Origin of the sequence: Paractinoplanes hotanensis (assembly GCF_023717965.1) — a bacterium.
In the GTDB taxonomy this organism is placed as follows: Bacteria; Actinomycetota; Actinomycetes; order Mycobacteriales; family Micromonosporaceae; genus Actinoplanes; species Actinoplanes polyasparticus.
Genome location: NZ_JAMQOL010000017.1, coordinates 55,496 through 79,620, shown reverse-complemented (window position 1 = coordinate 79,620; position 24,125 = coordinate 55,496). Strand labels below are relative to the sequence as shown.

Genomic DNA, 24,125 nt, shown 5'->3' with positions numbered 1-24,125 from the left:
TACTCAGTAAGCTTCTCATCTGCCGCCGGAGGATTCGTGGAACTGACCGACCAGGCCGCCCTGACCAGTGGCAGCGCCTTCTGGAAGACGACGGCCGCCGGTGACGTTCCGGCGATCACGCTCACCGACGGGCCGCACGGCGTCCGGCTGCAGAGCGACGCCGGCGACATGCTGGCCGGCCGCCCGGCCACCTGCTTCCCGCCCGCGGTCGCGTCCGGCTCGACGTGGGATCCCGAACTGCTGCGCCGCATGGGCGAGGCCCTGGGCGACGAGTGCCGCGCCATGGACGTACAGGTGCTGCTCGGCCCCGGCATCAACCTCAAGCGCACGCCGCTGGGCGGCCGCAACTTCGAATACTTCAGCGAGGACCCGATCCTGTCCGGCGTTCTCGCCACCGAATGGGTGCGCGGGCTGCAGAGCAAGGGCGTCGGCGCCTCGCTCAAGCACTTCGCCGTCAACAGCCAGGAGACCGACCGCATGATCGTCAGCGCCGAGGTCGACGAGCGCACCCTGCGCGAGCTCTACCTGCGCGCCTTCCAGCGGGTCGTCACCCAGGCCCAGCCGTGGACGGTCATGTGCGCCTACAACAAGGTGAACGGCGTCTACGCCTCGCAGCACCACTGGCTGCTCACCGAGGTGCTGCGCGACGAGTGGGGCTTCGAGGGCCTGGTCGTCAGCGACTGGGGCGCGGTGGTCGACCGGGTGGCCGCGCTGGCCGCGGGCCTCGACCTCACGATGCCCGGCCCCGACGACGCCGGGGACGCCGTGGTGGCTTCGTCCGTGCGGGACGGAAAGCTACCGGCTGAGGTGCTCGAGACGGCCGTGGCCCGCATCCGCGCCCTGGTCGAGAAGTCGGTGTCGGCCACCGGCACGTACGACGCCGAGGCCCACCACGCCCTCGCCCGCGAGATCGCCGCCCGGGCCATCGTGCTGCTCAAGAACGACGACATCCTGCCGCTGCGCACCGAGGGCCAGTCGGTGGCCGTGCTCGGCGAGTTCGCCCGCACCCCGCGCTACCAGGGCGGCGGCAGCTCCCAGATCACCCCGACGCGGCTCGACGACGCGCTCACCGAGATCACCGCGACCACGACCGCGCCGGTCCGGTTCGCCCCCGGCTACCGCACCGACAACGACGCCGCCGACGAGACGCTGATCGCCGAGGCCGCCGCCCTGGCCGCGGGCAGCGACGTGGCGGTCGTCTTCGTGGGCACCACCCGCGAGACCGAGGGCGCCGACCGTACCGACCTCGATCTGCCCGAGGCGCACCTCGCCCTGATCGAGCGGGTGGTCGCGGCCAACCCGCGCACAGTGGTCGTGCTCAACAACGGCGCTGTCGTACGCACCGCGCCCTGGGACGCGTCGGTGCCCGGTGTCGTCGAGGCGTGGCTGCTCGGCCAGGCCGGCGGCAGCGCGATCGCCGACGTGCTGTTCGGCCGGGTCAACCCGTCGGGCCGGCTGGCCGAGACGATCCCGCTGAAGCTGTCCGACCACCCGTCCTACCTCGACTTCCCGGGCGAGGCGGGGTTCGTGCGCTACGGCGAGGGCCTGCACGTCGGCTACCGCGGCTTCGACGCGCGCGAGCAGCCGGTCTCCTACCCGTTCGGCTTCGGCCTGTCCTACACCACCTTCGCGTACGGCGAGGCGAGCGCAACGGCCGGAGCCGAGAGCGTCGACATCACCGTCCCGATCACCAACACCGGCGGCCGCGACGGTCGTGAGGTCGTGCAGGTGTACGTGGCCAAGCCGGATTCCCGGGTGCGGCGCGCCCCGCGCGAGCTGAAGGGCTTCGCGACCGTCGACCTGGCGGCCGGCGCCACGGCCACCGTGACCGTACGAATCCCCCGCGACGACCTCGCCTACTGGGACACCCGCCTCAACCGCTGGCTGGTCGAGGACGGCGGCTACGTGTTCGCGGTCGGCGCCTCCTCGCGCGACCTGCGCACCACAGTGACGCTCGCGGTGCCCGGCTCCCCCGACGCCCGGTGGCCGCTGGTCGCACACTCGACGGTCGCCGAGTGGATGGCCGACCCGCGCGGCGCCCAACTGCTGCGCGACGCGTTCGCAGCCGGCAGCGACAGCCCGCTCGTGTCGATGGCGGGCGACGATGGCCCGTACGAACTCCTGGGTGGCATGCCCCTCGACCGGCTGGCCCTCTTCCCGGGCAGCCCCTTCACCCTCGACACGGTCGACAAGCTGGTCGAGCAGGCCAACGCCTGACCGCCACCCGGCCCGGACGCCGGCAATCGTGCACCCGTCGCGTCCGGGCACGCTGACCGATACCGTTCGCCCGCATCGGGAGTACGGCACGGATCCAGCGCGGGCGGCCGTGGGCATATCGCCTCGGGGCACGGCAACGGATCCAGCGCGGCGGATTTCGTTCGCTCACGCCGCCCAACTGCCCAAGCGCCTGTCGCATCGGCACGGCGTCCAGCACAGCAGCTACTTCGCGGCGCAACGCTGGATCGACCAGCACGTCCAAGCCGGCATCGGCTGTCCGTGCGCACATCGCCTCCTGACACGCGTCCGCGTTTGCTATCGCGTTCGGGCGCGGTGGCGGCGGACCGCTGAGCGGTTGGCGCAGGCCGGGGAGCAGTAGGTCTGCGTTCCGGTGCGACTGAAGTCGGCGTAGGGGCGGCCGCAGCCGTCGGCGGCGCAGCGGCCCAGGCGGTGCATGCCACGCCCGGCCAGGTGCAATGCGGTGCCGACGCTGATCAGGGTGCGCAGCACCGAGGCCAGCGGCTGTTCCGGGTCGCGGTAGTGGATGTGCCAGCCGTCCTCGGCGTGGTTTGTCAGCCGGGGGTAGGCGGAGGCCAAGCGCAGCAGGTCGTTGAGGCGCTCGGCCCGTTCCTCGGGAACGGTGGCGTCAATCACGGTCAGCCATTCGGCGAGGAACTCCGCGGTGGCCTCCCTGTCCCACGAGGTCACCGGCAGCTCGATGACCAGGTCATATGCGAGGCAGCGGGCACGTAGCTCGTCATCGGTGGCCGGTGGGTCGGTCACCAGGGCGAGGGCGAGCCGCACCGCATCTTCGCCGTAAGGGTTGAGATGCATAAAGCCATTACACCAGGATGATCTTCGACTGAGAAGGGGGACATCCGCACGTGGAATGGCAGTACATCATCTTGCTCCTGGCCGTGGCCGCCGCTGCGGGCTGGGTCGACGCGGTGGTCGGCGGCGGCGGGCTCGTGCTCGTGCCGGCGCTCATGCTCGGCCTGCCCAACCTGCCGCCGGTCACGGCGCTCGGCACCAACAAGGTGGCCAGCATCTGCGGCACAACGTCAGCCGCCATCACGTATGCGCGGCGAACGAAGATCGACTGGCGGATAGCCGGCCCGGCCGCAGCGCTGGCCGTCGCCTGCTCGGCGGTCGGCGCCCTGGCCGCTTCGCACATGCCCGCCCAGTACTTCCGCCCAGCCGTCATGGTGCTCCTGCTCCTGGTGCTGGCCTTCGTGGTGGCACGCCCCAACTTCGGCGTCGTGGTCGACGAACCGACCCGCACCTGGCGCCGGCGCCTCGCCGCTGTGCTGCTGGCCGGCATGGTGATCGCCTTCTACGACGGCGTCTTCGGCCCCGGCACCGGCACCTTCCTGATCATCGCCTTCACCGCCCTGCTCAACCTGGACTTCGTCGCCAGCTCGGCCACCGCCAAAATCATCAACGTCGGCACCAACCTCGGCGCCCTGCTGGTCTTCGCCGCCGGGGGCCACGTCCTGTGGAAACTGGGCCTGGCCATGGCAGCCTGCAACATCCTCGGCGCCCGCTTCGGCGCCCGCACCGCCCTGAAACGAGGAGCCGGCTTCGTCCGCGTCGTCCTGGTCGTCGTGGTCGTCGCCATGGTCGGCCGGCTGGCCTCCCTGTACCTCTGAAACCCGCGCCCAACACAGAAGGACCGGACCCGGGTGGTGACATCGACGGTCTGGCCCAGCCGGGAGCGTTGTTCCTGGACGAGCCGACGTCGGGGGCCTTCGCCCCACTGAGCGCAGCACTCAGAGCAGAGTGCGTCTGCCTGCCGCTGAACGCCGCGCCCGAGGCGGAGCCCTTCGGCCGACTTCCGGGTGAGGCGTTCCCGGCGGGCGGGCCATGCGGCGGCGACAATCGAGTACATTGCCGAGTCGCGGAGTTTGCCCTCCTCGCCCGGCGCCCACGAACGGAACCAGCTCCGCAGCACCCCTTCGAAACGCGCGCCCGCGGCCTCGATCGCGGCGCGGGAGCGGGCGGTGCCGGCCTCGCGGGCCGAGGAGAACACGCCGATGACGAGTGGTCTGGCCGGGCAGAGCAGCCGACATGGTCCGGCCTCCAGCGGTACTTGACATGTTGACTTGACTTGACATGTTGACGACTGAATCAACATGTCAAGTCAAGTCAACATGTCGTATCGAGGGAACCGCGGCGTCGCAATGAGGAGTGGTCGATGACGGAGACGGTCACGTTCGCCAGTGAGCTGATGGCGATCGACACCAGCAATCGCGGCGACCCGGAGGCGCCGGGCACGGAACGGCCTGCCGCTGAATACGTGGCGGAGAAGCTGACCGAGGTGGGCTACGACGTCACGTACGTGGAAACGGGTCTTCGGCGCGGCAACGTGATCGCGCGGCTCGCCGGGCGGGATCCGCGGGCTCTGCTGATCCACGGCCACCTCGACGTCGTGCCGGCCGACGCCTCCGAATGGTCGGTGCACCCGTTCGCCGGCGAGGTGAAGGACGGCTTCGTGTGGGGGCGCGGCGCGGTCGACATGAAGGGCATGGTCGCGATGACGCTGGCGACCGCCCGGCGGCTCAAGCGTGACGGCTCAGTCCCCCCGCGCGACCTGATCTTCGCGTTCCTGTCCGACGAGGAGGCCGGCGGATGGCTCGGCGCGCGCAAGCTGGTCGACGAGCGCCGGGAACTCTTCGACGGCGCGACCGAGGCGATCAGCGAGGTCGGCGGCTTCTCGGTGCCACTGGGCGGCGAGCGCGCGTACCTCGTCCAGGTCGCCGAGAAGTCGTCCGTCCTGCTCGAGTTGCTTGCTCGGGGCGTCCCCGGCCACGGCGCCCTGCTGCACGACGACAACCCGATCGCCCGCCTGGCGGCGGCCGTCGACCGGCTCGACCGGCATCGTTTCCCGCTGACGCTCACCGATCCCGTACGCCAGTTCCTGGCCGGCGCGGCCGCGGCGCTCGCCGACGACGGCGACGATCCGGACGCCCTCGTCGCCCGGCTCGGCTCCTTGTCGCGGCTCATCGGGGCCTCCCTGCGCGACACTGCCAACGTGACCGAGTTCAAGGCCGGCTACCGGTCCAACGTCGTGCCGTCGGTGGCCACCGCCACGGTCGACTGCCGCGTGCTGCCCGGGCGCGAGGATGCGTTCCGCCGCGAGACCGAGTCCGTGCTCGGCCCGGGCATCGAAACCGAGTGGCGCAGCCTGCCCGGCGTCAGCACGAGCTTCGACGGCGCCCTGCCCGCAGCCATGGCGGCCGCGATCACGGCCGAGGACCCCGGCGCCCGCCTGCTGCCCTATCTGCTGCCGGCGGGCACCGATGCCAAGTCGTTCGCCCGGTTGGGTGTCCGCAACTTCGGGTTCGCGCCGCTGCGCCTGCCCGAGGATCTCGACTTCGCCTCGCTGTTCCACGGCGTCGACGAGCGCGTGCCGGTGGACGCCCTCGAGTTCGGCACCCGGGTCCTCGACCGCCTGCTCACCACCGACACGACCGGCGGAGCGGACACAGCCGGTTAGCTCTCCCCGCCGCCGGGCCGTAGCCGGAGCGGTCCGGCGCGGCGAACGCGACCGTAACGATCGACACGGCCGACGTGGCCAGCACGACCAGCACGACCAGCACGACCGACGTGGTTAGCACGACCGACGTGACTGGCCGGACTGACGTGGGCGGGACCGATTCGCGGCAGCGCGGCCAGGGGTGGTGGGGCGGACACCTGTGGCGGAGCCTGCACCATCGGCGCCATCCACACCGTGCGGCCACTCCCACCACGCTGACCTTGAGAACATTTCCGATACGTGCCGCTTTGGTGAGAAACCTTCGTAATAGTAGGAGGATCAGACCACGGCGAACCATCGGAGAGCGACATGAGTGCCCTGGCCCTCACCGAGCCGATTCCCGCGACACGCACGGGACGGCGTTCGTTCGACGACCTCGGCGTCAGCGTCAAAGTCCTGTCCGCGGTGGCCGCGGCGGCTCTGGTGGCATTGGTCGTCGGCATCATGGGCCTGATCGCTCTGCAGCACGTCAGCGCGTCGGCCCAGCTGATTTACGAGAGCAACGTCGCCAGCATCCGGGCCGTGGGCCAGGTGCGGGCCAAGGTCAGCGACGTCCGCCTGGCTACTGCCAACCAGGCGCTCTCGACGACGGAAGCGACCACGCAGAAGTTCACCGACCAGTTCACGGACAACACCAACGGCTTCGCCGAAGCCCTGGCGGCTTACCGCAACAGCAATTCGGCCGGCGAACCGGCGGTGATCGACCAGCTGCAGTCCGACTGGAACGACTACCTGGACGTGGCCCGCAACCGGCTCATCGCGGCCGGTGAACGCGACGATCTCAACGCGTGGGCGGCGATCCGCGACAACGAGGCGATGCCGATCCTGAACAAGGTTGCCGCCTCCGTGGCCGCCTTGGAAGAGGACGAGATCCAGGACGCCGCCCGCAATTCCGCCGCCGCGCACGACGGCTACACCAGCAACCGCAACCGGGCGATCATCATTCTGGTCGTGGGCCTGGCCGTCGCTCTCGGACTCGGGTTGTGGGTGGCCCGGCGGATCGTGGGCTCCCTGACCAAGGTCACGGTCGTGTGCGACGGCCTGGCCGACGGCGACCTCACCCGTACGACCGGACTCACCACCGCCGACGAGCCGGGCCGCATGGGCCGATCGCTGGACACCGCGATGACCCGGCTCCGGGCGACGGTCGCCACCATCGAAGCCTCGGCCGCCTCCCTGTCGGGCGCGTCCGACCGGATGACCGACACCACCACCCGGATCGCCTCCACCGCCGAGGAGACCTCCGTGCAGGCACAGGCCGTGTCGGCCGCCGCCGAGCAGGTCTCGCGCAGCGTCGACAGTGTCTCGGCCGGCGGTGAGCAGATGGGCGCGTCGATCCGTGAGATCTCGCAGAACGCCGCCGAGGCCGCGCGGGTCGCCTCGGAGGCGGTCGCCGTCACCGCCACCACGTCGGCCACGATGGGCAAGCTGGGCGAGTCGTCGGCCGAGATCGGCAACGTCATCAAGACGATCACCTCGATCGCCGAGCAGACCAACCTGCTGGCGCTCAACGCCACCATCGAGGCGGCCCGGGCCGGCGACGCCGGCAAGGGCTTCGCGGTCGTCGCCAGCGAGGTGAAGGACCTGGCGCAGGAGACGGCCCGCGCCACCGAGGACATCTCGAAGCGGGTCGAGGCGATTCAGGCCGACACCAGCGGCGCGGTCGCCGCGATCGAGGAGATCTCGGTGGTCATCGAGCGGATCAGCGACTTCCAGACGACGATCGCGTCGGCGGTCGAGGAGCAGACGGCCACCACGGCCGAGATGAACCGCAGCGTCACCGAGGCCGCCGCCGGGTCGGGCGAGATCGCCGAGAACATCACCGGTGTCGCCGAGGCCGCGCGCCTGACGAGTCAGAGCGTCGCCGAGACCCAGGAGGCCACTTCCGACCTGGCCCGGATGTCGTCGGAGTTGCGCAGCGTCGTTTCCGCATTCCGCGTGTGACTTGCGCGCAGGAAATGCGTGCGGAATAGTAGCAAGGAGATGCAAGAAAGCGTCCGCTAGCAATTAGGCGACAGTTTCAACAGGCATCTTTACCAGTTCGGAGGCGTAATTCTTCCTCATACCCGAGCCCATTCGGCTGCGAAGGTTCAGCGGTGCCCGTTCCAGGGTGCGAGACCTTCCAGGGGGGAAGAAAGCACATGAATCCACTGCAGAACGCGACCGGGCGACGACGAATGCTCCGGCTCGCCGTCCTGGCCGTAGCCGGCGCCGCTCCCGCGTTCATTCTGTCCGCGCCGGCCCATGCCACCACCAATGTGTTCAAGGCCGGCAATGCGCTGGTCGTGAACGCGTCGGTCAACCGGGCCAACAACATCACGGTCGACCGGGTGGGAAACTTCTTCTTCGTCCGGGACACCGGTGACAACCTGGTGGCCGGCGCGGGGTGCACGGCCGTCGCCAACACGATCCGGTGCTCGGCCAACAACGTGGTCCGCATGGTCATCAACTCCGGCAACCTCAACGACCGCGTGACCAACCGGACCAGCACCCGTTCGACCATCAACGGCGGCGCCGGCAACGACATCCTGACCGGCGGCTCGGGCAACGACACCGTCAACGGCAACGCCGGCAACGACGTCCTCGCCGGTGGCGCGGGCAACGACCGGCTCGACGGCGGCGCCGGCAACGACAACGAGAACGGCGGAGCGGGCAACGACACCTTCATCGGTGGCCTCGGTGCCGACCTGCAGCGGGGTGGCAACGGCAACGACCGGCTCAACGGCGACGCCGGCAACGACACCCAGTTCGGCGACGCGGGCAACGACGTCCTCGTCGGCGGCAGCGGGAACGACCGTCAGTTCGGCGGGGTCGGCAACGACCTCCTCGTCGGCGGGCTCGGCAACGACACCCAGTCCGGGTCCACCGGCAACGACCGGCTGAGCGGCGACGCGGGCAACGACAACCAGCTCGGCGGGGCCGGTAACGACATCGTTTCCGGCGGCTCGGGCAACGACACCCAGCGTGGTGACGCCGGCAACGACAACCTGCAGGGCGGCACCGGCAACGACCGGCAGGACGGCGGAGCCGGGAACGACGTCGTCAACGGGGGCGCCGGCAACGACACCCAAGCCGGGCTCGCGGGCAACGACATCCTGCGGGGTGACGCGGGCAACGACGTCTCGCGCGGCGGCGTCGGCAACGACAACATCACCGGCGGGGCCGGCAACGATCTCCTGTTCGGTGACGCCGGCAACGACCGGCTCAACAGCCTCGACGGGGTGAACGCCAACGACCGCAACTTCGGCGGCGTCGGCACGGACACCTGCTTCTCGAACGCGGGCGACCTGCGGAACAGCTGCGAACTGCCCTGACAGACAGATCAACCACGCGGCCGCGCGAAGTGACAGTCACTTCGCGCGGTCGCGCAGCCGGTCGAGGTCGATCACCGACACCGACCGGCGGCTGGTCTCGATGATTCCGTGGCGGCGCAGAGTACGCAGCGCCTTGGTCACCGACTCTCGCGACGACCCGGTCCACGCGGCCAGCTCGTCCTGGGTGAGGGGCAGGGTGATGCGTACGCCGTGCTCGGCATCGGCCCCGAACCGGTCGGCCAGTTCGGCCAGCCGCAGCGCGACCCGGCCCAGGGCGTCGTACGTGCCGAACTCGACCCGCTTGCGGTCGGCGTCCCGCAGCCGCGACACGATCATCCGGACGATCCGCACCGCGGCGTCCGGATGTGTCCCCAGGAAGTCGAGAAATGCGGACACCCCCACGACGTACGCGTCGAGGGGCTCCAGAGCGGACACGGAAGCCGAGCGGGGAGCACCGTCGAGCGCCGACATCTCCCCCAGCAGAGCGCCCGGCCCCCGGATGGCCAGCAGCACCTCGCCACCCTGCGCGGTCAGCGAGAACACCTTGGCCCGGCCGGTCAGCACGAGCACCACCGTCGTCGACCGGTCGCCCTCGCTGAACAGGGTCGCCCCGGCCGGCCACCGCCGCCGCCGGCCCATCCGGAACAGGTCGTCCCGATCGCCCTCGGTCAGCAGGCCGACGAACTCCCCGGGGTCGGTGCGGGTCAGGAGACCAGGCTCAGGGACCACGGGCCCTCCCCTCGCAAACCGTGCAGCACGAAGGCGGACACCGGCTGGACCCGCCCCTTGACCATCAGATCGCCCAGCGGGGTGACCAGCGCGCAGTCGCCCATCCGGTCGCGGGTGGCGGCGCCGATCACCACCTGGCCAGGCTGGGCCTGCGACTCGAGCCGGGCGGCCACGTTGACCGCGTCGCCCATCGCGTTGAAGTTGCGCAGCGCCTCGCCGCCGATGTTGCCGACCAGCGCCTCGCCCGTGTTCACGCCGACCCGGAACCGCGGCCAGCCCGGGCGGACGGCGGCTATCCGGTCGACCTCACGCTGGATGGTCAGCGCCGCGCGGGCCGCCCGCAGCGCGTGGTCGGGCTGGCGGGCGGGAGCGTTGAACAGGGCCATCAGCGCGTCGCCGACGAACTGGACGACGGTGCCGTTCTCGTCGAGCACGGCCCGGGTGGCCACGTCGAAGTACTGGTTGAGCATGTCCACGATCTGCGTCGGCGACGAACGCTCCGAGAAGGTCGTGAAGCCCCGCAGGTCGGCGAAGAGCGAGGTCACCTCGAGCACCGCCCCGCCCAGCGCGGCCTGGCTGGGGTCGGCGACCAGGGCGGTTGCGACGTCGGGCGACATGTACTGCCGGAACAGCACGTCGAGACTGCGGTAGAGGCGGGCGTTCTCGAGCGCGATCGCGATCTTGGCGGCCAGCGAGGCGAGCAGGACGGCGTCGCGTTCGGGCGCCGGGCCGCGGCGGGTGGCGATCAGCACGCCGGCCGGATGCCCCTTGACCAGGAACGGCAGGTACAGCGAGCCGTCCTGCTCGCGCTCGTGCGCCTCGGCCAGGGCGGCCTGCGCCAGGCGTACGGTGTGCACCTCGACCGGCGCGGCGGCGTCCGGTCCCGCCGCGAGCATCGGCGGCAGCACCAGCCTGTCCTCTTCGACCAGAGCTATCCGTACGGTGTAACCCCCGAAGACCGACGCGACCCGGCGCACCGCCCCGCACAGCAACTCGAGATCCGCCACCTTGACCCGGGCATCCTGTCCGACGGCGACGAGCGCGCCCAGCTTCCGGATCTGATCCCGCTCGGCGGCGAGGGCATCGGCGGCCCGGCCCAGCACGGCGGCCTGACCGTCGGTGAGCTCGAAGCGCCGCGCCACCCGTTCGGTGGCGGCCGCGGTCTGACCCTCGGTGAGCGCGCCCTGCTCCCCGCTGCGCAGCGTGTCGACCAGTCCTTCCAGCGCCGCGCTGTATTCGGCGCGCACCTGACGTACGGTCTCGTCCCGCCCCACCGCGGCGAACAGCCCCGAAGCCGCGCCCTCGTTGCGGTACTGCACCCAGGCGCTGTACGCGACGTAACCGAACCCGACCGCCATCAGCGCGTGCCACAACCACCAGGACGCGTGCCAGCTGGTGCCGGCGGCCATCGCCACAGCCGACTCGGCGAGCAGCACGTACGCCGTGACCACGGACAACAGCATGACCGCACGCCGCCGCCGGTAGAGCAAGTAGTAGCGGACGGCCGCGTACCCGAAAAGGACGAAGCCCGCCGCGGCCAGCAGGATCGCCGGCGTGCCCTCGTCGGCGCCGGGCACCCGGTTGAGCGGCGGGCGGCCGGTGAGCGACACGACGGCCCAGGCCCCGGCGACCGTCAGCACGGCCCCGCGCAGCCACCCCGACCAGCGCAGCAGTCGCTTCTCGCCGACCGGCGACAGCTCGGCCGCACTCGCTGCCGCGAAGAACGCCGCCAAGGTGAGACCGACCGGGGACGCGTACGCGAAACCTGCGTTACGCGCGTCGAGCACAACCTGCGGGGTGGCCGCCGCGTGCAGCCCGAGGAACACGGCGGCGACCAGGAACGACAGGCCGACCAGCAGCAACCGCGTGTCGCCGCGACGCCGGGCGGCCTGGTTGATGACGATGGCGAGCCCGAGGCTGACCAGCGCCACGACGAGAACCAGCCAGAAGTGTGCGGGCTCGTGCTGCCAGTGGAGGTCGAGATCGGGCCGGGCGACGAGCAGCCAGAGACCGGCCATCGGGGCACTCAGATGAGCGACCCAGACCATGACACGCGCCGCCCCGCCGCGGCCCACCGGCTCCATCGGCACGAACTCACACTAGTCGCCTGTGACCAGGGTGACGGTGTCAGAAATAAGCGTGGAAAGAGCGGACGACGGGATTCGAACCCGCGACCCTCACCTTGGCAAGGTGATGCGCTACCAGCTGCGCTACGTCCGCGATGAGAGAACCATACCGGATCGGTCGGCAGGGCTGCGCGACCGCCCCACCGGTCAACCGACGGATTGTCGCGAGAGCTACCTCGGCTTCCCGTTCGGGCTCAGCCGGCGGCCCGGACCGTCGTGCAGGCGCTGAAGTCCGGGGCGCATCTGGCCGGCCCGCGCGCCGTGGCCGGGATGCGCTCGCGGCCGGTCGGAGTTGATCTCTCCCCGTGCCGCGATGACGACCGCCGGGTAAGTTTGGCCAATGCCCTTGGACGCCACGATTCTGTACGAGCCGGCCGACGCCGACGGTCTGGTCGTCGCCACGCTGAGCGGCGAGCTCGACCTCGACCGGGCCGACGCCGTGCGTGACCAGCTGGCCGCCATCGCCGCCGATCCCGCCGTCCGCTACCTGCGGATCGACGTCGCCGGGCTCGACTTCATCGACTCGTACGGCCTGGGCGCCCTGGTCAGCGCCCGCAACAGCGCGGCCGCCAGCGGCGTGTCCTTCACGTTGGCCGAGCCGTCACCGCCGGTCCGCAAGGCGATCGAGGTAACCGGGCTCGGCCACGTGTTCGGGCTCTAGCTCCCTCGCCACGGTGCGCGGGTGGCTCACGCAAGCCTAGTCACCGGGCAAGGCGGCGTGACCAGCGGTGTCGCCTATAGTCTCGCGACATGGAGAAGGTGGTCCTGATGGGCGCCGGCGAGATCCGCCGCAGACTCGGCATCAGCCGCCAGCGCGTCCAGCAGATCATCACCCGCAAGGACTTCCCCGACCCGTATCAGGAGCTCGAGATGGGCAAGGTCTGGGACGCCCGCGACGTGGAGATCTGGATCGCCACCTACCGCCCCCGGCTCAATCAGGAAGACGGTCTCTAACGGTCCGCCTCCGGGGTCGTCAGCAGGCGGCGCAGCAGGCGCCAGCTCAGGGTGACGCCGGTTCCGGTGTGGCTCACCAGGCGGTCGCCCACGATGGCCCACTCGGCGAGCAGCGACGCGGCGCGGTCCATCGTGCGACGGGCCTGCTCGAAGTCCTCGGTGTCGTGGCGCAGCAGCCACAGGCGGCGCGCCTGGTCCCAGGCCCGGGCCCGGGTCACGGTGACCAGGATGCGCTGGCTCCAGTCGTCGAGCGGCCCGACGAACTCGTCCAGCTCCAGCTGCCAACGGGTGGCGAAGCCGCGGCGCAGCGGCGGGATCTCCTCGTAGAAGATCTCGTTGACCAGCAGATAGTCGGGGTGGATCATCTCGTCGCCGGCCTCCGGGGCGCCGAGTTCGTTCCACGTGCCGATCAGGGCGAGCGCCAGGTCGTGGTTGATGTGCGCGTTGACGCCGAGCATGGCCGCGGCCAGCCGGCTCACCCGCACGTCGCCGGCCCGCTTGAAGAGCACCTCCCAGACGTCCGGGGTCTGTTCGTCGTCGTTGTTCCACAGCGTCAGCGCGTCGAAGTAGCGTTTGGCGAACTCGACGTCGAGCAGCTCGAGAAAGTCGGCGGAGTTGACCCCCGTGACCAGCGCGGCCTCCACCCGCCGGGTGATCTTCAGGTAGAGCTCGTTGAACGCCGACACCCGGTTCGCGGCCCGGCTCGGCGGCAGCTCGTCCAGAATCTCCTGCAGGGTGACCAGCCGTTTGACGACCTCACCGATGCCGGCCGGATGCCCGTCGAGCGCCTCGGCAACCCTCTCTTGCAGCGGACTCCAGCCGCGCCCGGCCGGAATGGCGAGAGAGGACAGCTCGAGCCGCTTGACGCGCAGAAGCTCGGCGCTGTCCCGCGCAAGACCCCGATCAAAGCCCGTCATGCGGAACAGCTTCGTCACCACCCCGCCCCCGCGCCACCACCTTGTCGGCAAACCGTCCCGCGAGTTCCCTCACATCACCCGCGCCGGTGGATCGCCGCCCCCGGACCCACTACGTTCTGCGCCATGGAGCTCTTCGACCACCGAAGGCCCGCATGGTGCTGTACGCCCATCGCAGTGCGCCGGGTGACCTTGCCGGCGCGGCCTTCGCGGCAGCCACCGAGGCGCCCAGCACCGTGTGAGGAGCTTCGCGTTCAGCAGCGCGCAGGCCGGAGTGGCTCCCGGACATCGTCGAACGGTTCGGACTGACCATGTAGGCGCGACGCTCGAAGCCGCGTCCCTGATCAGAACGGTGCGGGGCCGCTCCCGGCCAGCGACACCAGTGTCTGTGTCGCGAGCAGCTTCCGGACACCGGTGACGGAAACCGACCCCGTCTGGTCGTAGGGCAGTTCCAAGGTGAGTCCGTCACCCGCGTTACGAATGTCCGCGCTCGTCTGGTCGGGGCGGAACGTGCCGCCCCAGCCGTCGATGCCGCCACGCTGGTTCTTGCTGAGCGAGGCCATGCCGGACACCTGGATGCCGTCGGCCAGGGTGAGCCTCGCCGGGCCGGAGTACGTCGTCATACCACCCACCGTAACGAAACCCCCGAACATCGCGGTCCACCGACGTCTCCCCTGGACAGTTCTCCCCTCGCGACGAGGGTTTTCATGACATGGCGTAGCGTCGCGGTCACCGCAAGATTGCGGCGAGCATGACCGCGACGGTGGCCGGCACGCCGGCGACTGCCGCACCAGCGCACCGGTGTTCGCCACGGTGCCGGAGCCGAGGAAGCGCAGCACCGTGGCGCCCGCCGCTGTGACCGGGCCCGGCTGGATCTCGTGCGGCGTCATGCGCTTCCCATCGCATCGCCTTCCGGGGTCCGGGATCGTAAATCGGGTGCGGGTCGGCGGGCTGGTGGCTATCGTCGCCGGATGCCTATGACGCACGCTCTCCTCGCCGGGGCTTGGATGCCCGCGCGGGGGTCGCAGCAGTACGCGATCCGTCAGCGCGCCGGGCGTCCGGTCCCGCGCAGCGCCGCCTGAAGTATCTCCGCGGTTCGCCGCCGGGGCCCGCTGAGTCCTCTGTCTCCAGCGGACGGCCCGGGACGATCGAGGCTGTCCGCGTTCCGCCGCCCCTGATGTGTGGGTGGCAGACGGGAACCCGGTTGTGGCGTCATCTTTCTCCCGTCGGCGCGAGCATGCCCGCGTCCGGCGGATTCTTGGTCAGAACCTGCTCGCCGATCAAGCGGCGGTGCGTGAACTTGCGGACGTTGCTGCGCCCGCGGAAGGCGAGTTGATTCTCGAGGTGGGTGCGGGGCGGGGGCGCCTCACCGGTGAGCTGCTGCGGCGGCGGGCGCGGGTCATCGCGTACGAAATCGATGCGGGGCTGGCTGCGGCGCTGCCGGTCGCTGAGGGGCTGAGCGTACGCACCGAGGATTTTCTGACTGTGGCGCCGCCTCGGGAGCCGTTCTCGGTGGTGGGCAACATTCCGTATGCGCTCACGTCGGCCGTTGTCGACTGGTGTCTGGGTGCGCGCACGATGCGGCAGGCCACGTTGCTCACGCAGTGGGAGTATGCGCGCAAACGGACCGGCGACTATGGGCGCTGGTCGCGCCTGACGGTGCTGACCTGGCCCGAGATCGCCTGGGAGCTGGCGGGGCACGTGCCCAGGACGGCGTTCCGGCCGGTGCCACGGGTGGACGGCGGCATCCTGCGCCTGCGGCGTCGCCCGGTCCCGCTGGTGCGGGAGGATCTGCTGCCGCGCTACCGGGCGCTGGTCGAGTGCGGTTTCACCGGGCTGGGCGGGTCGGTGCAGGCGTCGCTCGGGCGGCGCTACGGACAACGTCAGGCGGCGGCCGCGTGCCGGGCCGTGCGACTGACTCCGGGCGTACCGGTCGGCGAGGTCTGGCCCGAGCAGTGGATCACGATGTTCCGCCTGCTCGGGGCGCGGCCAAGGCGATGACGGCTGCTCAGCTCGGGAGGGGGCCGCCCGCCAGGACGACGATGACTCCGGCCGCGGCCGCGGTCAGCAGGGTCAGGACGGGGCCGCGGCGCGCGGCCAGGGTCAGGATGACGGCGCCGGCCAGGACGGCGTACTGCCAGGGTTCGGTCAGGGCGCGGATCAGCGGGACGGCGGATCCCAGGATCGCGCCGATCGCGGCCGGGCCGGCGCCGTCCAGGAAGGCGCGTACCCGGCGGTTGGCTCGCAGGCGGTCGAAGCGGTCGGCGCCGAGCAGGACGAACGCGAACGAGGGGCTGAACGCGACGACGGCGGCCAGCAGGCCGCCGGCGAGGCCCGCCGCGGCGTAGCCGACCACGGCGACGGTGTGCACCACCGGGCCGGGGGTGATCTGGCCGAGCGCGACGGCGTTGAGGAATTCGGCGGCGGTCATCCAGTGGTGCTGGTCGACGGCGTCGGCCTGCATGAGCGGGATGATCACGAAGCCGCCGCCGTACGAGAGCGCGCCGACCTTCAAAGCCGTCCAGGCCAGCGGAAGCAGCGGCCCGGCTGCCACCAGCAGGGGCAGCGCGGCGGACGGGCGCCGGGTCGGGGCGGGCAGTCGCTGGGCCAGGACCTCGGCGACGCCGCAGGCGACGAGGACCAGCACCAGCCACGGTCCGACGGTCGCCGCGGACACCGCGCCCAGCACCAGATACACGATCCAGCGGCGACGGTGCGGCGCGCGCTTCCAACCGGCGGGGATCAGCGCCGCCCCGGCCTGCAGGGCGATCGCGGCCACGGCGGCGCCCGCCCCCGCACCCGCGGCCTTGACCCAGGTGGGCGGGTCGCCGAGGAAGAGGGCGGCGAGGACGAGGATCGCGATCAGGCCGGGCAGGATGAAGGCCGCGCCGCCGACGAGGGCGCCGGCGCGGCCGCGGACACGCCAGGCGCAGAAGATCGCCAGCTGGGTCGAGGCCGGGCCGGGCAGCAGGTTGCAGGCGGCGATGGCGTCCTCGAACTCCTGGTCGTCGAGCCACCCGCGGTCGTCCACGCAGAGCTTGCGGAACAGGGCGATGTGCGACGGCGGCCCGCCGAAGCCGATGCACCCGATGCGGCCCCACTCCCTGAGGACGGTCGCGAGGCCGGCGCGGTGCTGATCAGGCATTCGCGGGTTCGAACAGCTCGACCGGATTGCCGGCCGGGTCGTCCAGGACGATCTGGCGGCCACCGGGGCCCGTGACGATGTCGCTGCGGAACTCGATGCCGGTCGCGCGCAGGCGGGCGACCTCGGCGTCGAGGTCGGTGACGATCAGATGGATGCGGTTCCAGCCGCCGGGGCTCGGGCGGCGCCCGTCGGGCAGGGCTCGGCCGGCGGAACTGGCCGGGCCGGACAACAGCAGGCGCAGACGGCCGCGCCGGACATCGGCGAAGGCGGGCAGGAAGGTGGTGATCGAGGTGAAGCCGAGACGGCTCGTGTAGAAGTCGATCGCGGCGGCGACATCGTCGACGAGGTAACGCACGCTGACGGTGTCTTCGGCTGGGTGGGTCATGACGCCTCCTTCGAGGGGACGGCCAGGGTGTGCAGCAGGAAGCCGATCCGCCGGGCCAGTTCGTCCGCGACCTGCTCGAACGCCGGCAGGTCGGCCGGCTCGGCGATGCTCCAGTGGGCTCGTACGGCGTCGCCCGGGAAGTCGGGGCAGACCTCCTTGACCTTGTCGCACAGCGTGATCACCCGGTCGAACGGCCGGCCGGTGAACTCGTCGAGGTGCTTGGGCCGGGCGCCGGTCAGGTCGATGCCGCGCGTGGCCAGCACGCTCACGGCGTACGGATGGATGGGCTTGGGACGACTGCCGGCGCTGAACGCCTGCACGGAACCGGCGGTGTGCTGCCGCAGCAACGCCTCGGCCATCTGCGAGCGCGCGCTGTTGCCGGTGCACAGGAACAGCACCCGCCCGGTCACTGTCATCGCTGCGGGTGACAGCATTCGCAGCCCGGGATGCAGAGCCGCACCGGCGCCGGCGAGCAGGCTGCCGCACCGGGCCAGGTCGAGCGTGTAGTAGGTGTCGCGGCCGTCGGCACTGCTGCGCCGGGCACTCACCAATTCGGCCTTCCGCAACTTGCCCAGGTGGTACGAGACCAGGTTCTGCGGCTGGCCGAGGAGCGCGCTCAGTTCGCGTACGGCCAGGTCGCCGTGGGCCAGCTCGCTCAGCAGATGCCAGCGCAGCGGGTGCCCGGTGGCGGTCACGAACGCGGGTGGGCCTGTCGTCACGCCCGCAGATTACATCAAACTGGTTTGATGCAATAGGGCTTCCAGCAAGTCGGCCCGGGAGAGGATGCCTCTGTGCGAGACCCACTCGTGCCGGGCGTGGGCGCCGCCGCCGGGCGGGGCCAGGCCGTCCACGGTCGGGACGCCCAGGGCGCCGGCGGTGTTGGTGTCCGCGGCCCCGTCGGCGGGACGGCCGGAGAGCGTCTGGCCCAGCCCGGCGGCCACCTGCGCGATGCGATGCAGCAGGGCATCGGTGGCTTCGGCCGGGCGCCAGGTGGGGCGGTGAGCAAGCAGGCGGGTGCTCACCTCGGCCCGGTCGCGGAGGGGAGCCAGGGCGGCCAGGGCGCCCAGCACGGCCTCCTCGTCGTCGGGGTTGAGGAAGCGCAGCCCCAGGTCGGCGTGGGCGTGCCCGGCCACGACGTTGGTGCGGCCACCCCCGGCGATCGTGCCGGTGTTGAGCAGAACCGGCCGGCCGGCCACGACGGCGCGGAAGGCGACCAGGTGGTCGACCAGTTCGTCGATCGCGTTGACGCCGGCCTCCGGGTCGAGCGCGGCGTGCGACTCGATGCCGGTCACCTCGATGCGGGCCCGGGTGCTGCCCCGGCGGCCCGTCTTCAGGTCGCCGCCCGGGTGGGGTGGTTCCAGGCCCAGTACGGCGGTCGCCCGCTTCGCCTCGGCCCGCACGAGGTCGCCGGCCGTGGGCGAGCCGACCTCCTCGTCGGCCACGACGACGACCCGCACCTCGGGATGCGGCCTTCCGGACGCCACCACCCGCTCGACCGCGGCCAGGAGCGCGACCAGGCCCGCCTTCGTGTCGTAGACGCCGGGGCCGCGGACGGTGTCGCCGTCGACCGACCACGGCATCTCGGCCAGCGTGCCCACCGGCCACACCGTGTCGTAGTGGCTGAGCAGCAGCAACTCGCCGCCCCGGGTGTCGCGGGCGGGCAGGGTCCACATCAGATGGGCGCCCTCGCGGGCGGTGGCGAAACCGGCCCGGGCCGCGTCCGCCTCCAGCACCTCGGCCAGCGCGGCCAGCGCCTGAGCCTCCCCGGTCGGCGACTCGAGCAATGTGTAGGTGCGTAACGCGTCCAGCATATGCGAACGCTAAGTTTCGCGGGAACCGTTGTCAACGCGGCTCAACAGCGGGCACCATGACGGTCATACGTTTCGTATCTTCACCGCGGAGGGCGCGATGGGCATCGTGGTGCGCGACCTGGCCGGCCTCGGCGAGTGGTCGGCGGCGTCGGCCCTCTACCGGCGCGTGTTCGGCTACGACCACCCCGAGTTCGGCATCAGCCCGCGCCTGCTGGCCGCACTGCGCGAGAACTCGGGCTCGGTGCTCGGCGCGTTCGACCCGGCCGGCGAGCTGATCGGCTTCTGCTACGGGTTCAGCGCGGTCGACGGCGGCGAGCTCTACCACTACTCGCAGGCCGCGGTGGTCGCCGCCGGCGCACAGGGTCTCGGTGTCGGCCGCCGGCTCAAACAGGCGCAGGCCGAGACGGCCCGGGCCACGGGGGCCCGCACGATGCGGTGGACCTTCGACCCGTACGCGCTGCGGAACGCGCACTTCAATCTCAGTGTGCTCGGGGCGACGGCGATCCGTTTCCTGCCCGACTACTACGACGACGGCACGTCGGACAGGCTGCTCGTCTCGTGGGATCTCACCGGGCCGCACGCCGTCAAGCACGAGTGCGTCACGGTGACCGCGCCGGCCGGTGAGCACATCGCGGCGCCCGGCCCGGCCGACCGCGCGGTCCTGCGTCGCGAGCTGGCCGAGCAGTTCGCCCTCGGACGGCTCGTCCGGGTCGAGCGCCGCGACGAACACGCGGTCTACACATTCGAGAGAGACACCCCGTGACGATCAATCCCTCCCCCGCCGAGCGGTTCGAGCGCAACGTCCAGCGCCGCTCGGCCCAGGTGCTCAAGCACCGGGTGCTCGAGCAGCAGCGCACCGCGTTCGACAAGGCCCTGTCGTGGGCCGCCGAGCACGACGCGATCGAGCAGGCCGCGGCCCGCATAGTCTCGGCCCGGCGGCGCTATCTCCTCGGAAACGGCAAGTCCCTGGCGTACGCGTCCCTGCTCGCGGCCGACCTCAGCGCGGGGCTCTCCGGCGTACACCTCGTCGACGGCGCCACCGTGCGGCCGCTCGACGTCCTCGGGGACATCCGCCAGGGCGACCTGCTCGTCGCGGTGGCCATGTCCCGCTACCGGCGCGACACCGTGTCCGTGGCCAAGTCCTACGTATCGCACGGGGGCGAACTCGTCCTGATCACGGACTCCGACTACGCCCCGCTCACCGGCCTGGCGAGCGCCCGCATCGTCATCGGGACGGACACCGCCTCGTACGCCAGCTCGCCCACCTCGGTCGTGCTGGCCCTGCACCTGCTGGCCACCCTGACCATCGCCAGCTCCAAGGGCGCCGGCCGCCGCCTGCACGACCGGGACGCCCTCGCCGCCGAACTCGACCTCTACGTGGATCCGGCATGACTCGCATCAGCACCGTCGAGCTGCGCCGCGTGCGCCTCCCGCTCGTGCACGAGTTCCAGACCAGCTCGCACGCCAAGCGCTCGCTCGAGCACATCCTGGTCACCCTCACGGCGACCGACGGCGCCGTGGGCTGGGGCGAGATCGCGTCGCCGAGCGGCCCCTTCTATTCGGCCGAGACCGTGGCGACCTGCTGGTCGATCGCCCGCGACCATCTGGCGCCGATCGTCCTGGCGACGGATTGGGACCATCCGGCCGACCTCGCCCGGGCGCTGGCCAAGGTGCGCGGCAACCAGTTCGCGCGGGCTGGTTTCGACATGGCCGCCTGGTCCCTGTGGACTGCCGGGCAGGGCGTCCCGCTGGCGAAGGGGCTGGGGGGTGTGCGGACCGAGGTCGAGGCCGGCGTCTCGCTGGGGATCGAGCCGACGATCGACGACCTGCTGGCCCAGGTCGCGCCGCGGGTGGACGAGGGTTATCGCCGGATCAAGCTGAAGATCGCCCCGGGCTGGGACGTCGAGCCGGTCCGGGCGGTCCGGTCCGCGTACCCGTCGGTGCCCCTGCACGTCGACGCGAACGGGGCCTACACGCCGGCCGACCTGCCGGTGATGAAGGAGCTCGACTCGCTCGGGCTGCTGATGATCGAGCAGCCGTACGGACCACGGGCGCTGGCCGACCTGGCCGACCTGCAACACCGGCTGACGACGCCGGTGTGCCTCGACGAGTCGATCGAGGAGCTGGACGACCTGGTGACGGCGCTGCGGCTGGGCTCGGGGCGGATCCTGAACATCAAGGTGTCGCGGATGGGCGGGCTGACCCCGGCCGTGCGGGCACACGACGTCGCCGTCGAGCACGGGGTGCCGGTGTGGTGCGGCGGCATGCACGAGTTCGGCATCGGGCGGGCGGCGAACGTGGCGTTGAGCGCGCTGCCCGGCTTCACGCTGCCGTCCGATGTGTCGGGCTCGGACAAGTACTACGCGCGCGACGTCACGACGGAGCCGATCGTCTCGGCCGGCGGGCTGGTCGCGGTTCCGACGGCGTACGGGCTGGGTCGTGACCCCGATCTGCCGTTCGTCGAGTCGACCGCGACGGACCGGCTGATCATGCCTTAGCGCAGGTCGCGATGCATCATGCCGGGAGGGTGATCACCCGGACGAGCGCGGTGCGGCGTACGGAAAGTCGCTTTTGAGCGGTCGACGATGATGTCCGTGCGCAGACAGATGATCGTTCGCCTCCTCGCCGCCACCCTGGTGGGCGGCGCGGCCGTCGCCCCGGCGCCGGCCCTCGCCTCGCCCGCCCCGGTACTGCCGGTGGCCGGCCACGTCTTCAAGTGGGACCCGGCCCGCCCCGGCACGGTGGTCAGGAAGGCCCCGGCCACGCTGCCCGAGGGACTGCGAAGCCTGGGCCACGCCGTACGGATCGTCTACGTCACCACCGACGTACGCGGCCGCACGACGACCGCGACCGGGCTGGTGATCACGCCCAAGGAGCGCCGGAAGAACCGCACGGTTGCCTGGGCCCACGGCACGGTCGGGCTGGCCGACCAGTGTGCGCCCTCGACCAACCAGCAGGCCTTCTATCCCGAGGCCCGCACCGCCGTGGCCGAACTGCTGCGGCGCGGCTGGACGGTGGCCGCGCCCGACTACCCGGGCATCGGCACCGACGACCCGCACCCGTACCTGATCGGCAACAGCGAAGGCCGCTCGATCATCGACAGCGTCCGGGCCGCCCGCAACCTCGACGACGACCTCTCCCCGCAGTACGTGGTGGACGGTCACTCGCAGGGTGCGCAGGGCGCGCTCTTCGCCAACCAGCTCGCCGGCTCGTACGACGGGGACCTGCAACTGCGCGGCACGGTGAGCATCGCGCCGACCAGCGGGGTGCGCACGCTGGCCGAGCTGATCCCGCAGTCCGAGGGCAAGGGTTACCTGGTGATGGCGCTGTTCGGCCTCAACGCGGTCGAGCCGTCGTTCGATCCGGCCGACGTGCTGGCCGCGCCGGCCGAGCGCCGCCTCGGGGTGCTGAAGACCGGTTGCCTGTACGAGATCCTCGGGGCGTACGCGAACCTCATGCCCTCGCAGTTGCTGAACAACGGCACGTTGCCGGAGCGGTGGGTGGACGAGCTCTACCAGCACGTCGAGCCGGCGCAGACCCGGCCGACGGCGCCGGTGTTCATCGTCCAGGGGGCCGACGACGCCACGGTTCCGGCCACCCTGACCGACGCCCTGGTGCAGCGGCTGCGGGACCAGAACGTGGTCGTGCGCTACGACACACTGCCCGGTCAGGACCACGACACCGCGGTCACTGCCTCGGCCGAGCGGGTCGCCGACTGGATCGCGCAGCGCTTCTGACCTGCGGTTTCCGCGCAACTCTCAACCTCGGCTCTAACCTTCACGTTCAGGTCGAGGTTGAGAGTTCCACTCGGATGCCGGCAGCGTTTCGCTCAGGCGCCGGCTTCGTTCAGGCGCCGCAGCTGGTCGTCGCTCAGCTTGACGTCCAGGGCGGACAGCGCCGCCTCGAACTGCTCCCGCGTGCGCGGCCCGATCAGCGGCAGCACCGGCGGCGAATCCTGGTGCAGCAGCCAGGCCAGCACGAGCTGATTCGGCGTCACCCCGGCCTCGTCCGCGACCTCAGCGAGGACCGCCAGCCGGGCGTCGGCGTCCGGCCCGGTGTAGTTCTCCATCAGCCAGTGACCGTCCCGCTTGGCCGCGCTGTCGTAGACGCCCTTGAGGATCGGCGAGTACGCGACCAGGGTCTGGTCCGGGTGCCGGCGCAGGTAGTCGAGTTGCTCGAAGCTCACGATCGAGGCCGAGTCCGCCGATGCCCCCGGCCGCAGGTACGAGTGCTGTTGCTGCACCGCCACCGGCAGCGTCCAGCCGTTGCGCTCGCACAGCTGCCGGATCCGCTCGAGGCGCCAGGTACGCACGTTGGACCATCCGAGGTGCCGCACCTTGCCCGCCCGCACGAACCCGTGCAGCGCCTCCAGGGTCTCCTCGAGCGGCGTGTTCAGATCATCGACGTGGACGTAGTAGAGGTCGATGTGGTCGGTGCCGAGCCGCCGCAGGCTGCCGTCGAGCGCGTGCCGCAACGTGTCGGCGCCGGCCCCCTCGAACGTCCGGCGGGCCAGCTCCCAGTCCGGCTGGCCCTGGTCGTCCCACAGCTCGGGCGAGAAGATCGGCACCGCGGTGCCCTTGGTGGCCAGGAAGACCTGGTCGCGCCGGTTGCCGTCGCGCATCCACCGGCCCAGCAGCTCCTCGCTCTGGCCGCCCAGGGTGCCCGGGTGACGCCACCACTCGTAGCAGTTCGCGGTGTCGATGAAGGAGCCGCCGGCCTCGAGGTAGCGGTTGAGGATGTGCACGGAGTCGTGCTCGTCGGTGGCCCCGCCCATCTGCATGGCCCCGAGCGCCATCGCGCTGACGTGCTGACCGGTCCGGCCCAGTTCGATCGTCTGCATGCCGCCGACGCTAGGTCTTAGAGCGCACTCGAAGTCAACCGGCGGAAGTCGGTGACTTCCGGTTGCTGCCGAAAACCGGCGGAGACGTACGTGGCCACGCCGCCGGCGTTGCCGCTCCGTGTGCACACCGTCGCGCTGGACGACATTTACGACGG

Annotated in this window: 22 protein-coding genes and 1 tRNA gene; 12 read left to right on the top strand and 11 right to left on the bottom strand. The window is 71.2% G+C overall.

The window, feature by feature from the left end; all coding sequences use genetic code 11:
* The first annotated feature begins 36 nt into the window (after positions 1 to 36).
* Positions 37 to 2,217: a glycoside hydrolase family 3 C-terminal domain-containing protein gene (locus tag LXN57_RS14530; protein WP_251798643.1), complete on the top strand. Its 2,181-nt coding sequence runs from the start codon at positions 37 to 39 to the stop codon at positions 2,215 to 2,217.
* A gap of 315 nt (positions 2,218 to 2,532) precedes the next feature.
* On the opposite strand, the gene LXN57_RS14525 is transcribed toward LXN57_RS14530, so the two are convergent.
* A complete protein-coding gene (locus tag LXN57_RS14525; RefSeq protein ID WP_251798642.1) occupies positions 2,533 to 3,051 on the bottom strand; it encodes a CGNR zinc finger domain-containing protein in 519 nt (172 codons plus the stop codon).
* Between the two features lie 50 nt (positions 3,052 to 3,101).
* On the opposite strand from LXN57_RS14525, the gene LXN57_RS14520 reads away from it, so the two are divergent.
* From LXN57_RS14520 to LXN57_RS14505, 4 genes are all read left to right on the top strand, one after another.
* A complete protein-coding gene (locus LXN57_RS14520; protein ID WP_251798641.1) occupies positions 3,102 to 3,866 on the top strand; it encodes a sulfite exporter TauE/SafE family protein in 765 nt (254 codons plus the stop codon).
* 473 nt (positions 3,867 to 4,339) lie between these two features.
* Positions 4,340 to 5,713: a M20/M25/M40 family metallo-hydrolase gene (locus LXN57_RS14515; RefSeq protein ID WP_285904627.1), complete on the top strand. Its 1,374-nt coding sequence runs from the start codon at positions 4,340 to 4,342 to the stop codon at positions 5,711 to 5,713.
* A gap of 348 nt (positions 5,714 to 6,061) precedes the next feature.
* The gene (locus LXN57_RS14510) at positions 6,062 to 7,696 is read left to right on the top strand and encodes a methyl-accepting chemotaxis protein (RefSeq protein ID WP_251798638.1); all 1,635 of its coding nucleotides are present in this window, start codon (positions 6,062 to 6,064) and stop codon (positions 7,694 to 7,696) included.
* A gap of 197 nt (positions 7,697 to 7,893) precedes the next feature.
* Complete coding sequence (locus LXN57_RS14505; RefSeq protein WP_251798636.1) at positions 7,894 to 9,066, top strand: calcium-binding protein; 1,173 nt, start codon at positions 7,894 to 7,896, stop codon at positions 9,064 to 9,066.
* 36 nt (positions 9,067 to 9,102) lie between these two features.
* Here LXN57_RS14505 and LXN57_RS14500 read toward each other — a convergent pair whose 3' ends face one another.
* The 3 genes from LXN57_RS14500 to LXN57_RS14490 all read right to left on the bottom strand — a co-directional run bounded on the left by LXN57_RS14500 (position 9,103) and on the right by LXN57_RS14490 (position 12,015).
* Positions 9,103 to 9,705 carry a Crp/Fnr family transcriptional regulator gene (locus tag LXN57_RS14500; RefSeq protein ID WP_438872874.1) on the bottom strand — a complete coding sequence of 201 codons (603 nt, stop codon included), beginning with the start codon at positions 9,703 to 9,705 and terminating at the stop codon, positions 9,103 to 9,105.
* A 65-nt stretch (positions 9,706 to 9,770) separates the two neighbouring features.
* On the bottom strand, positions 9,771 to 11,879 hold the full coding sequence (locus tag LXN57_RS48180) for an adenylate/guanylate cyclase domain-containing protein (RefSeq protein ID WP_308206621.1): 2,109 nt from the start codon (positions 11,877 to 11,879) through the stop codon (positions 9,771 to 9,773).
* 63 nt (positions 11,880 to 11,942) lie between these two features.
* A tRNA-Gly gene (locus LXN57_RS14490) sits at positions 11,943 to 12,015 on the bottom strand.
* Between the two features lie 246 nt (positions 12,016 to 12,261).
* Between LXN57_RS14490 and LXN57_RS14485 the strand changes: the two genes are divergently transcribed.
* Together LXN57_RS14485 and LXN57_RS14480 are read left to right on the top strand one after the other, a co-directional pair.
* On the top strand, positions 12,262 to 12,582 hold the full coding sequence (locus LXN57_RS14485; protein WP_251798632.1) for an STAS domain-containing protein: 321 nt from the start codon (positions 12,262 to 12,264) through the stop codon (positions 12,580 to 12,582).
* A gap of 89 nt (positions 12,583 to 12,671) precedes the next feature.
* A complete protein-coding gene (locus tag LXN57_RS14480) occupies positions 12,672 to 12,875 on the top strand; it encodes a DNA-binding protein (protein WP_221374918.1) in 204 nt (67 codons plus the stop codon).
* On the opposite strand, the gene LXN57_RS14475 is transcribed toward LXN57_RS14480, so the two are convergent.
* Both LXN57_RS14475 and LXN57_RS14470 read right to left on the bottom strand, forming a co-directional pair.
* Positions 12,872 to 13,792: a DUF5995 family protein gene (locus LXN57_RS14475; protein ID WP_251798631.1), complete on the bottom strand. Its 921-nt coding sequence runs from the start codon at positions 13,790 to 13,792 to the stop codon at positions 12,872 to 12,874. The two genes, LXN57_RS14480 and LXN57_RS14475, sit on opposite strands and share 4 nt — an antisense overlap.
* Before the next feature lie 341 nt (positions 13,793 to 14,133).
* The gene (locus LXN57_RS14470) at positions 14,134 to 14,412 is read right to left on the bottom strand and encodes a hypothetical protein (RefSeq protein WP_251798629.1); all 279 of its coding nucleotides are present in this window, start codon (positions 14,410 to 14,412) and stop codon (positions 14,134 to 14,136) included.
* A gap of 583 nt (positions 14,413 to 14,995) precedes the next feature.
* Between LXN57_RS14470 and erm the strand changes: the two genes are divergently transcribed.
* A complete protein-coding gene (gene erm / locus LXN57_RS14465; protein ID WP_251798798.1) occupies positions 14,996 to 15,790 on the top strand; it encodes a 23S ribosomal RNA methyltransferase Erm in 795 nt (264 codons plus the stop codon).
* A gap of 7 nt (positions 15,791 to 15,797) precedes the next feature.
* Here the strand turns inward: erm and chrA are convergent, their stop codons facing one another.
* From chrA to LXN57_RS14445, 4 genes are read right to left on the bottom strand one after another with little or no spacing between them, the layout of a single operon-like run.
* Positions 15,798 to 16,934 carry a chromate efflux transporter gene (gene chrA / locus LXN57_RS14460; protein WP_251798628.1) on the bottom strand — a complete coding sequence of 379 codons (1,137 nt, stop codon included), beginning with the start codon at positions 16,932 to 16,934 and terminating at the stop codon, positions 15,798 to 15,800.
* Positions 16,927 to 17,319, bottom strand: coding sequence for a VOC family protein (locus LXN57_RS14455; protein ID WP_251798625.1), 393 nt, complete (start codon positions 17,317 to 17,319; stop codon positions 16,927 to 16,929). Before LXN57_RS14455 ends, chrA begins: the two co-directional genes overlap by 8 nt.
* Positions 17,316 to 18,038 carry an arsenate reductase/protein-tyrosine-phosphatase family protein gene (locus LXN57_RS14450; protein WP_251798623.1) on the bottom strand — a complete coding sequence of 241 codons (723 nt, stop codon included), beginning with the start codon at positions 18,036 to 18,038 and terminating at the stop codon, positions 17,316 to 17,318. Before LXN57_RS14450 ends, LXN57_RS14455 begins: the two co-directional genes overlap by 4 nt.
* Positions 18,039 to 18,047: 9 nt before the next feature.
* The gene (locus tag LXN57_RS14445) at positions 18,048 to 19,130 is read right to left on the bottom strand and encodes a M20/M25/M40 family metallo-hydrolase (RefSeq protein WP_251798621.1); all 1,083 of its coding nucleotides are present in this window, start codon (positions 19,128 to 19,130) and stop codon (positions 18,048 to 18,050) included.
* 97 nt (positions 19,131 to 19,227) lie between these two features.
* On the opposite strand from LXN57_RS14445, the gene LXN57_RS14440 reads away from it, so the two are divergent.
* From LXN57_RS14440 to LXN57_RS14425, 4 genes are all read left to right on the top strand, one after another.
* Positions 19,228 to 19,893, top strand: coding sequence for a GNAT family N-acetyltransferase (locus LXN57_RS14440; protein ID WP_251798620.1), 666 nt, complete (start codon positions 19,228 to 19,230; stop codon positions 19,891 to 19,893).
* Positions 19,890 to 20,522, top strand: coding sequence for a MurR/RpiR family transcriptional regulator (locus LXN57_RS14435; protein ID WP_251798619.1), 633 nt, complete (start codon positions 19,890 to 19,892; stop codon positions 20,520 to 20,522). Before LXN57_RS14440 ends, LXN57_RS14435 begins: the two co-directional genes overlap by 4 nt.
* Positions 20,519 to 21,628, top strand: coding sequence for an o-succinylbenzoate synthase (menC, locus tag LXN57_RS14430; protein WP_251798617.1), 1,110 nt, complete (start codon positions 20,519 to 20,521; stop codon positions 21,626 to 21,628). Before LXN57_RS14435 ends, menC begins: the two co-directional genes overlap by 4 nt.
* A gap of 90 nt (positions 21,629 to 21,718) precedes the next feature.
* Positions 21,719 to 22,867 (top strand): alpha/beta fold hydrolase, encoded by a 1,149-nt coding sequence (locus LXN57_RS14425; protein ID WP_438872872.1) that lies wholly within the window; start codon positions 21,719 to 21,721, stop codon positions 22,865 to 22,867.
* A gap of 92 nt (positions 22,868 to 22,959) precedes the next feature.
* Here the strand turns inward: LXN57_RS14425 and LXN57_RS14420 are convergent, their stop codons facing one another.
* Complete coding sequence (locus tag LXN57_RS14420) at positions 22,960 to 23,970, bottom strand: aldo/keto reductase (RefSeq protein ID WP_251798614.1); 1,011 nt, start codon at positions 23,968 to 23,970, stop codon at positions 22,960 to 22,962.
* Between the last annotated feature and the right edge of the window lie 155 nt (positions 23,971 to 24,125).

What these genes read in the sequence shown, in the direction of transcription:
- LXN57_RS14525 (WP_251798642.1), bottom strand. Translation starts at nt 3,051, where the DNA reads ATGCATCTCAACCCTTACGGCGAAGATGCGGTGCGGCTCGCCCTCGCC.
- LXN57_RS14510 (WP_251798638.1), top strand. Translation starts at nt 6,062, where the DNA reads ATGAGTGCCCTGGCCCTCACCGAGCCGATTCCCGCGACACGCACGGGA.
- LXN57_RS14505 (WP_251798636.1), top strand. Translation starts at nt 7,894, where the DNA reads ATGAATCCACTGCAGAACGCGACCGGGCGACGACGAATGCTCCGGCTC.
- LXN57_RS14500 (WP_438872874.1), bottom strand. Translation starts at nt 9,705, where the DNA reads ATGGGCCGGCGGCGGCGGTGGCCGGCCGGGGCGACCCTGTTCAGCGAG.
- LXN57_RS48180 (WP_308206621.1), bottom strand. Translation starts at nt 11,879, where the DNA reads ATGGAGCCGGTGGGCCGCGGCGGGGCGGCGCGTGTCATGGTCTGGGTC.
- LXN57_RS14485 (WP_251798632.1), top strand. Translation starts at nt 12,262, where the DNA reads ATGCCCTTGGACGCCACGATTCTGTACGAGCCGGCCGACGCCGACGGT.
- LXN57_RS14480 (WP_221374918.1), top strand. Translation starts at nt 12,672, where the DNA reads ATGGAGAAGGTGGTCCTGATGGGCGCCGGCGAGATCCGCCGCAGACTC.
- LXN57_RS14475 (WP_251798631.1), bottom strand. Translation starts at nt 13,792, where the DNA reads ATGACGGGCTTTGATCGGGGTCTTGCGCGGGACAGCGCCGAGCTTCTG.
- LXN57_RS14470 (WP_251798629.1), bottom strand. Translation starts at nt 14,412, where the DNA reads ATGACGACGTACTCCGGCCCGGCGAGGCTCACCCTGGCCGACGGCATC.
- chrA (WP_251798628.1), bottom strand. Translation starts at nt 16,934, where the DNA reads ATGCCTGATCAGCACCGCGCCGGCCTCGCGACCGTCCTCAGGGAGTGG.
- LXN57_RS14455 (WP_251798625.1), bottom strand. Translation starts at nt 17,319, where the DNA reads ATGACCCACCCAGCCGAAGACACCGTCAGCGTGCGTTACCTCGTCGAC.
- LXN57_RS14445 (WP_251798621.1), bottom strand. Translation starts at nt 19,130, where the DNA reads ATGCTGGACGCGTTACGCACCTACACATTGCTCGAGTCGCCGACCGGG.
- LXN57_RS14440 (WP_251798620.1), top strand. Translation starts at nt 19,228, where the DNA reads ATGGGCATCGTGGTGCGCGACCTGGCCGGCCTCGGCGAGTGGTCGGCG.
- menC (WP_251798617.1), top strand. Translation starts at nt 20,519, where the DNA reads ATGACTCGCATCAGCACCGTCGAGCTGCGCCGCGTGCGCCTCCCGCTC.
- LXN57_RS14425 (WP_438872872.1), top strand. Translation starts at nt 21,719, where the DNA reads ATGTCCGTGCGCAGACAGATGATCGTTCGCCTCCTCGCCGCCACCCTG.
- LXN57_RS14420 (WP_251798614.1), bottom strand. Translation starts at nt 23,970, where the DNA reads ATGCAGACGATCGAACTGGGCCGGACCGGTCAGCACGTCAGCGCGATG.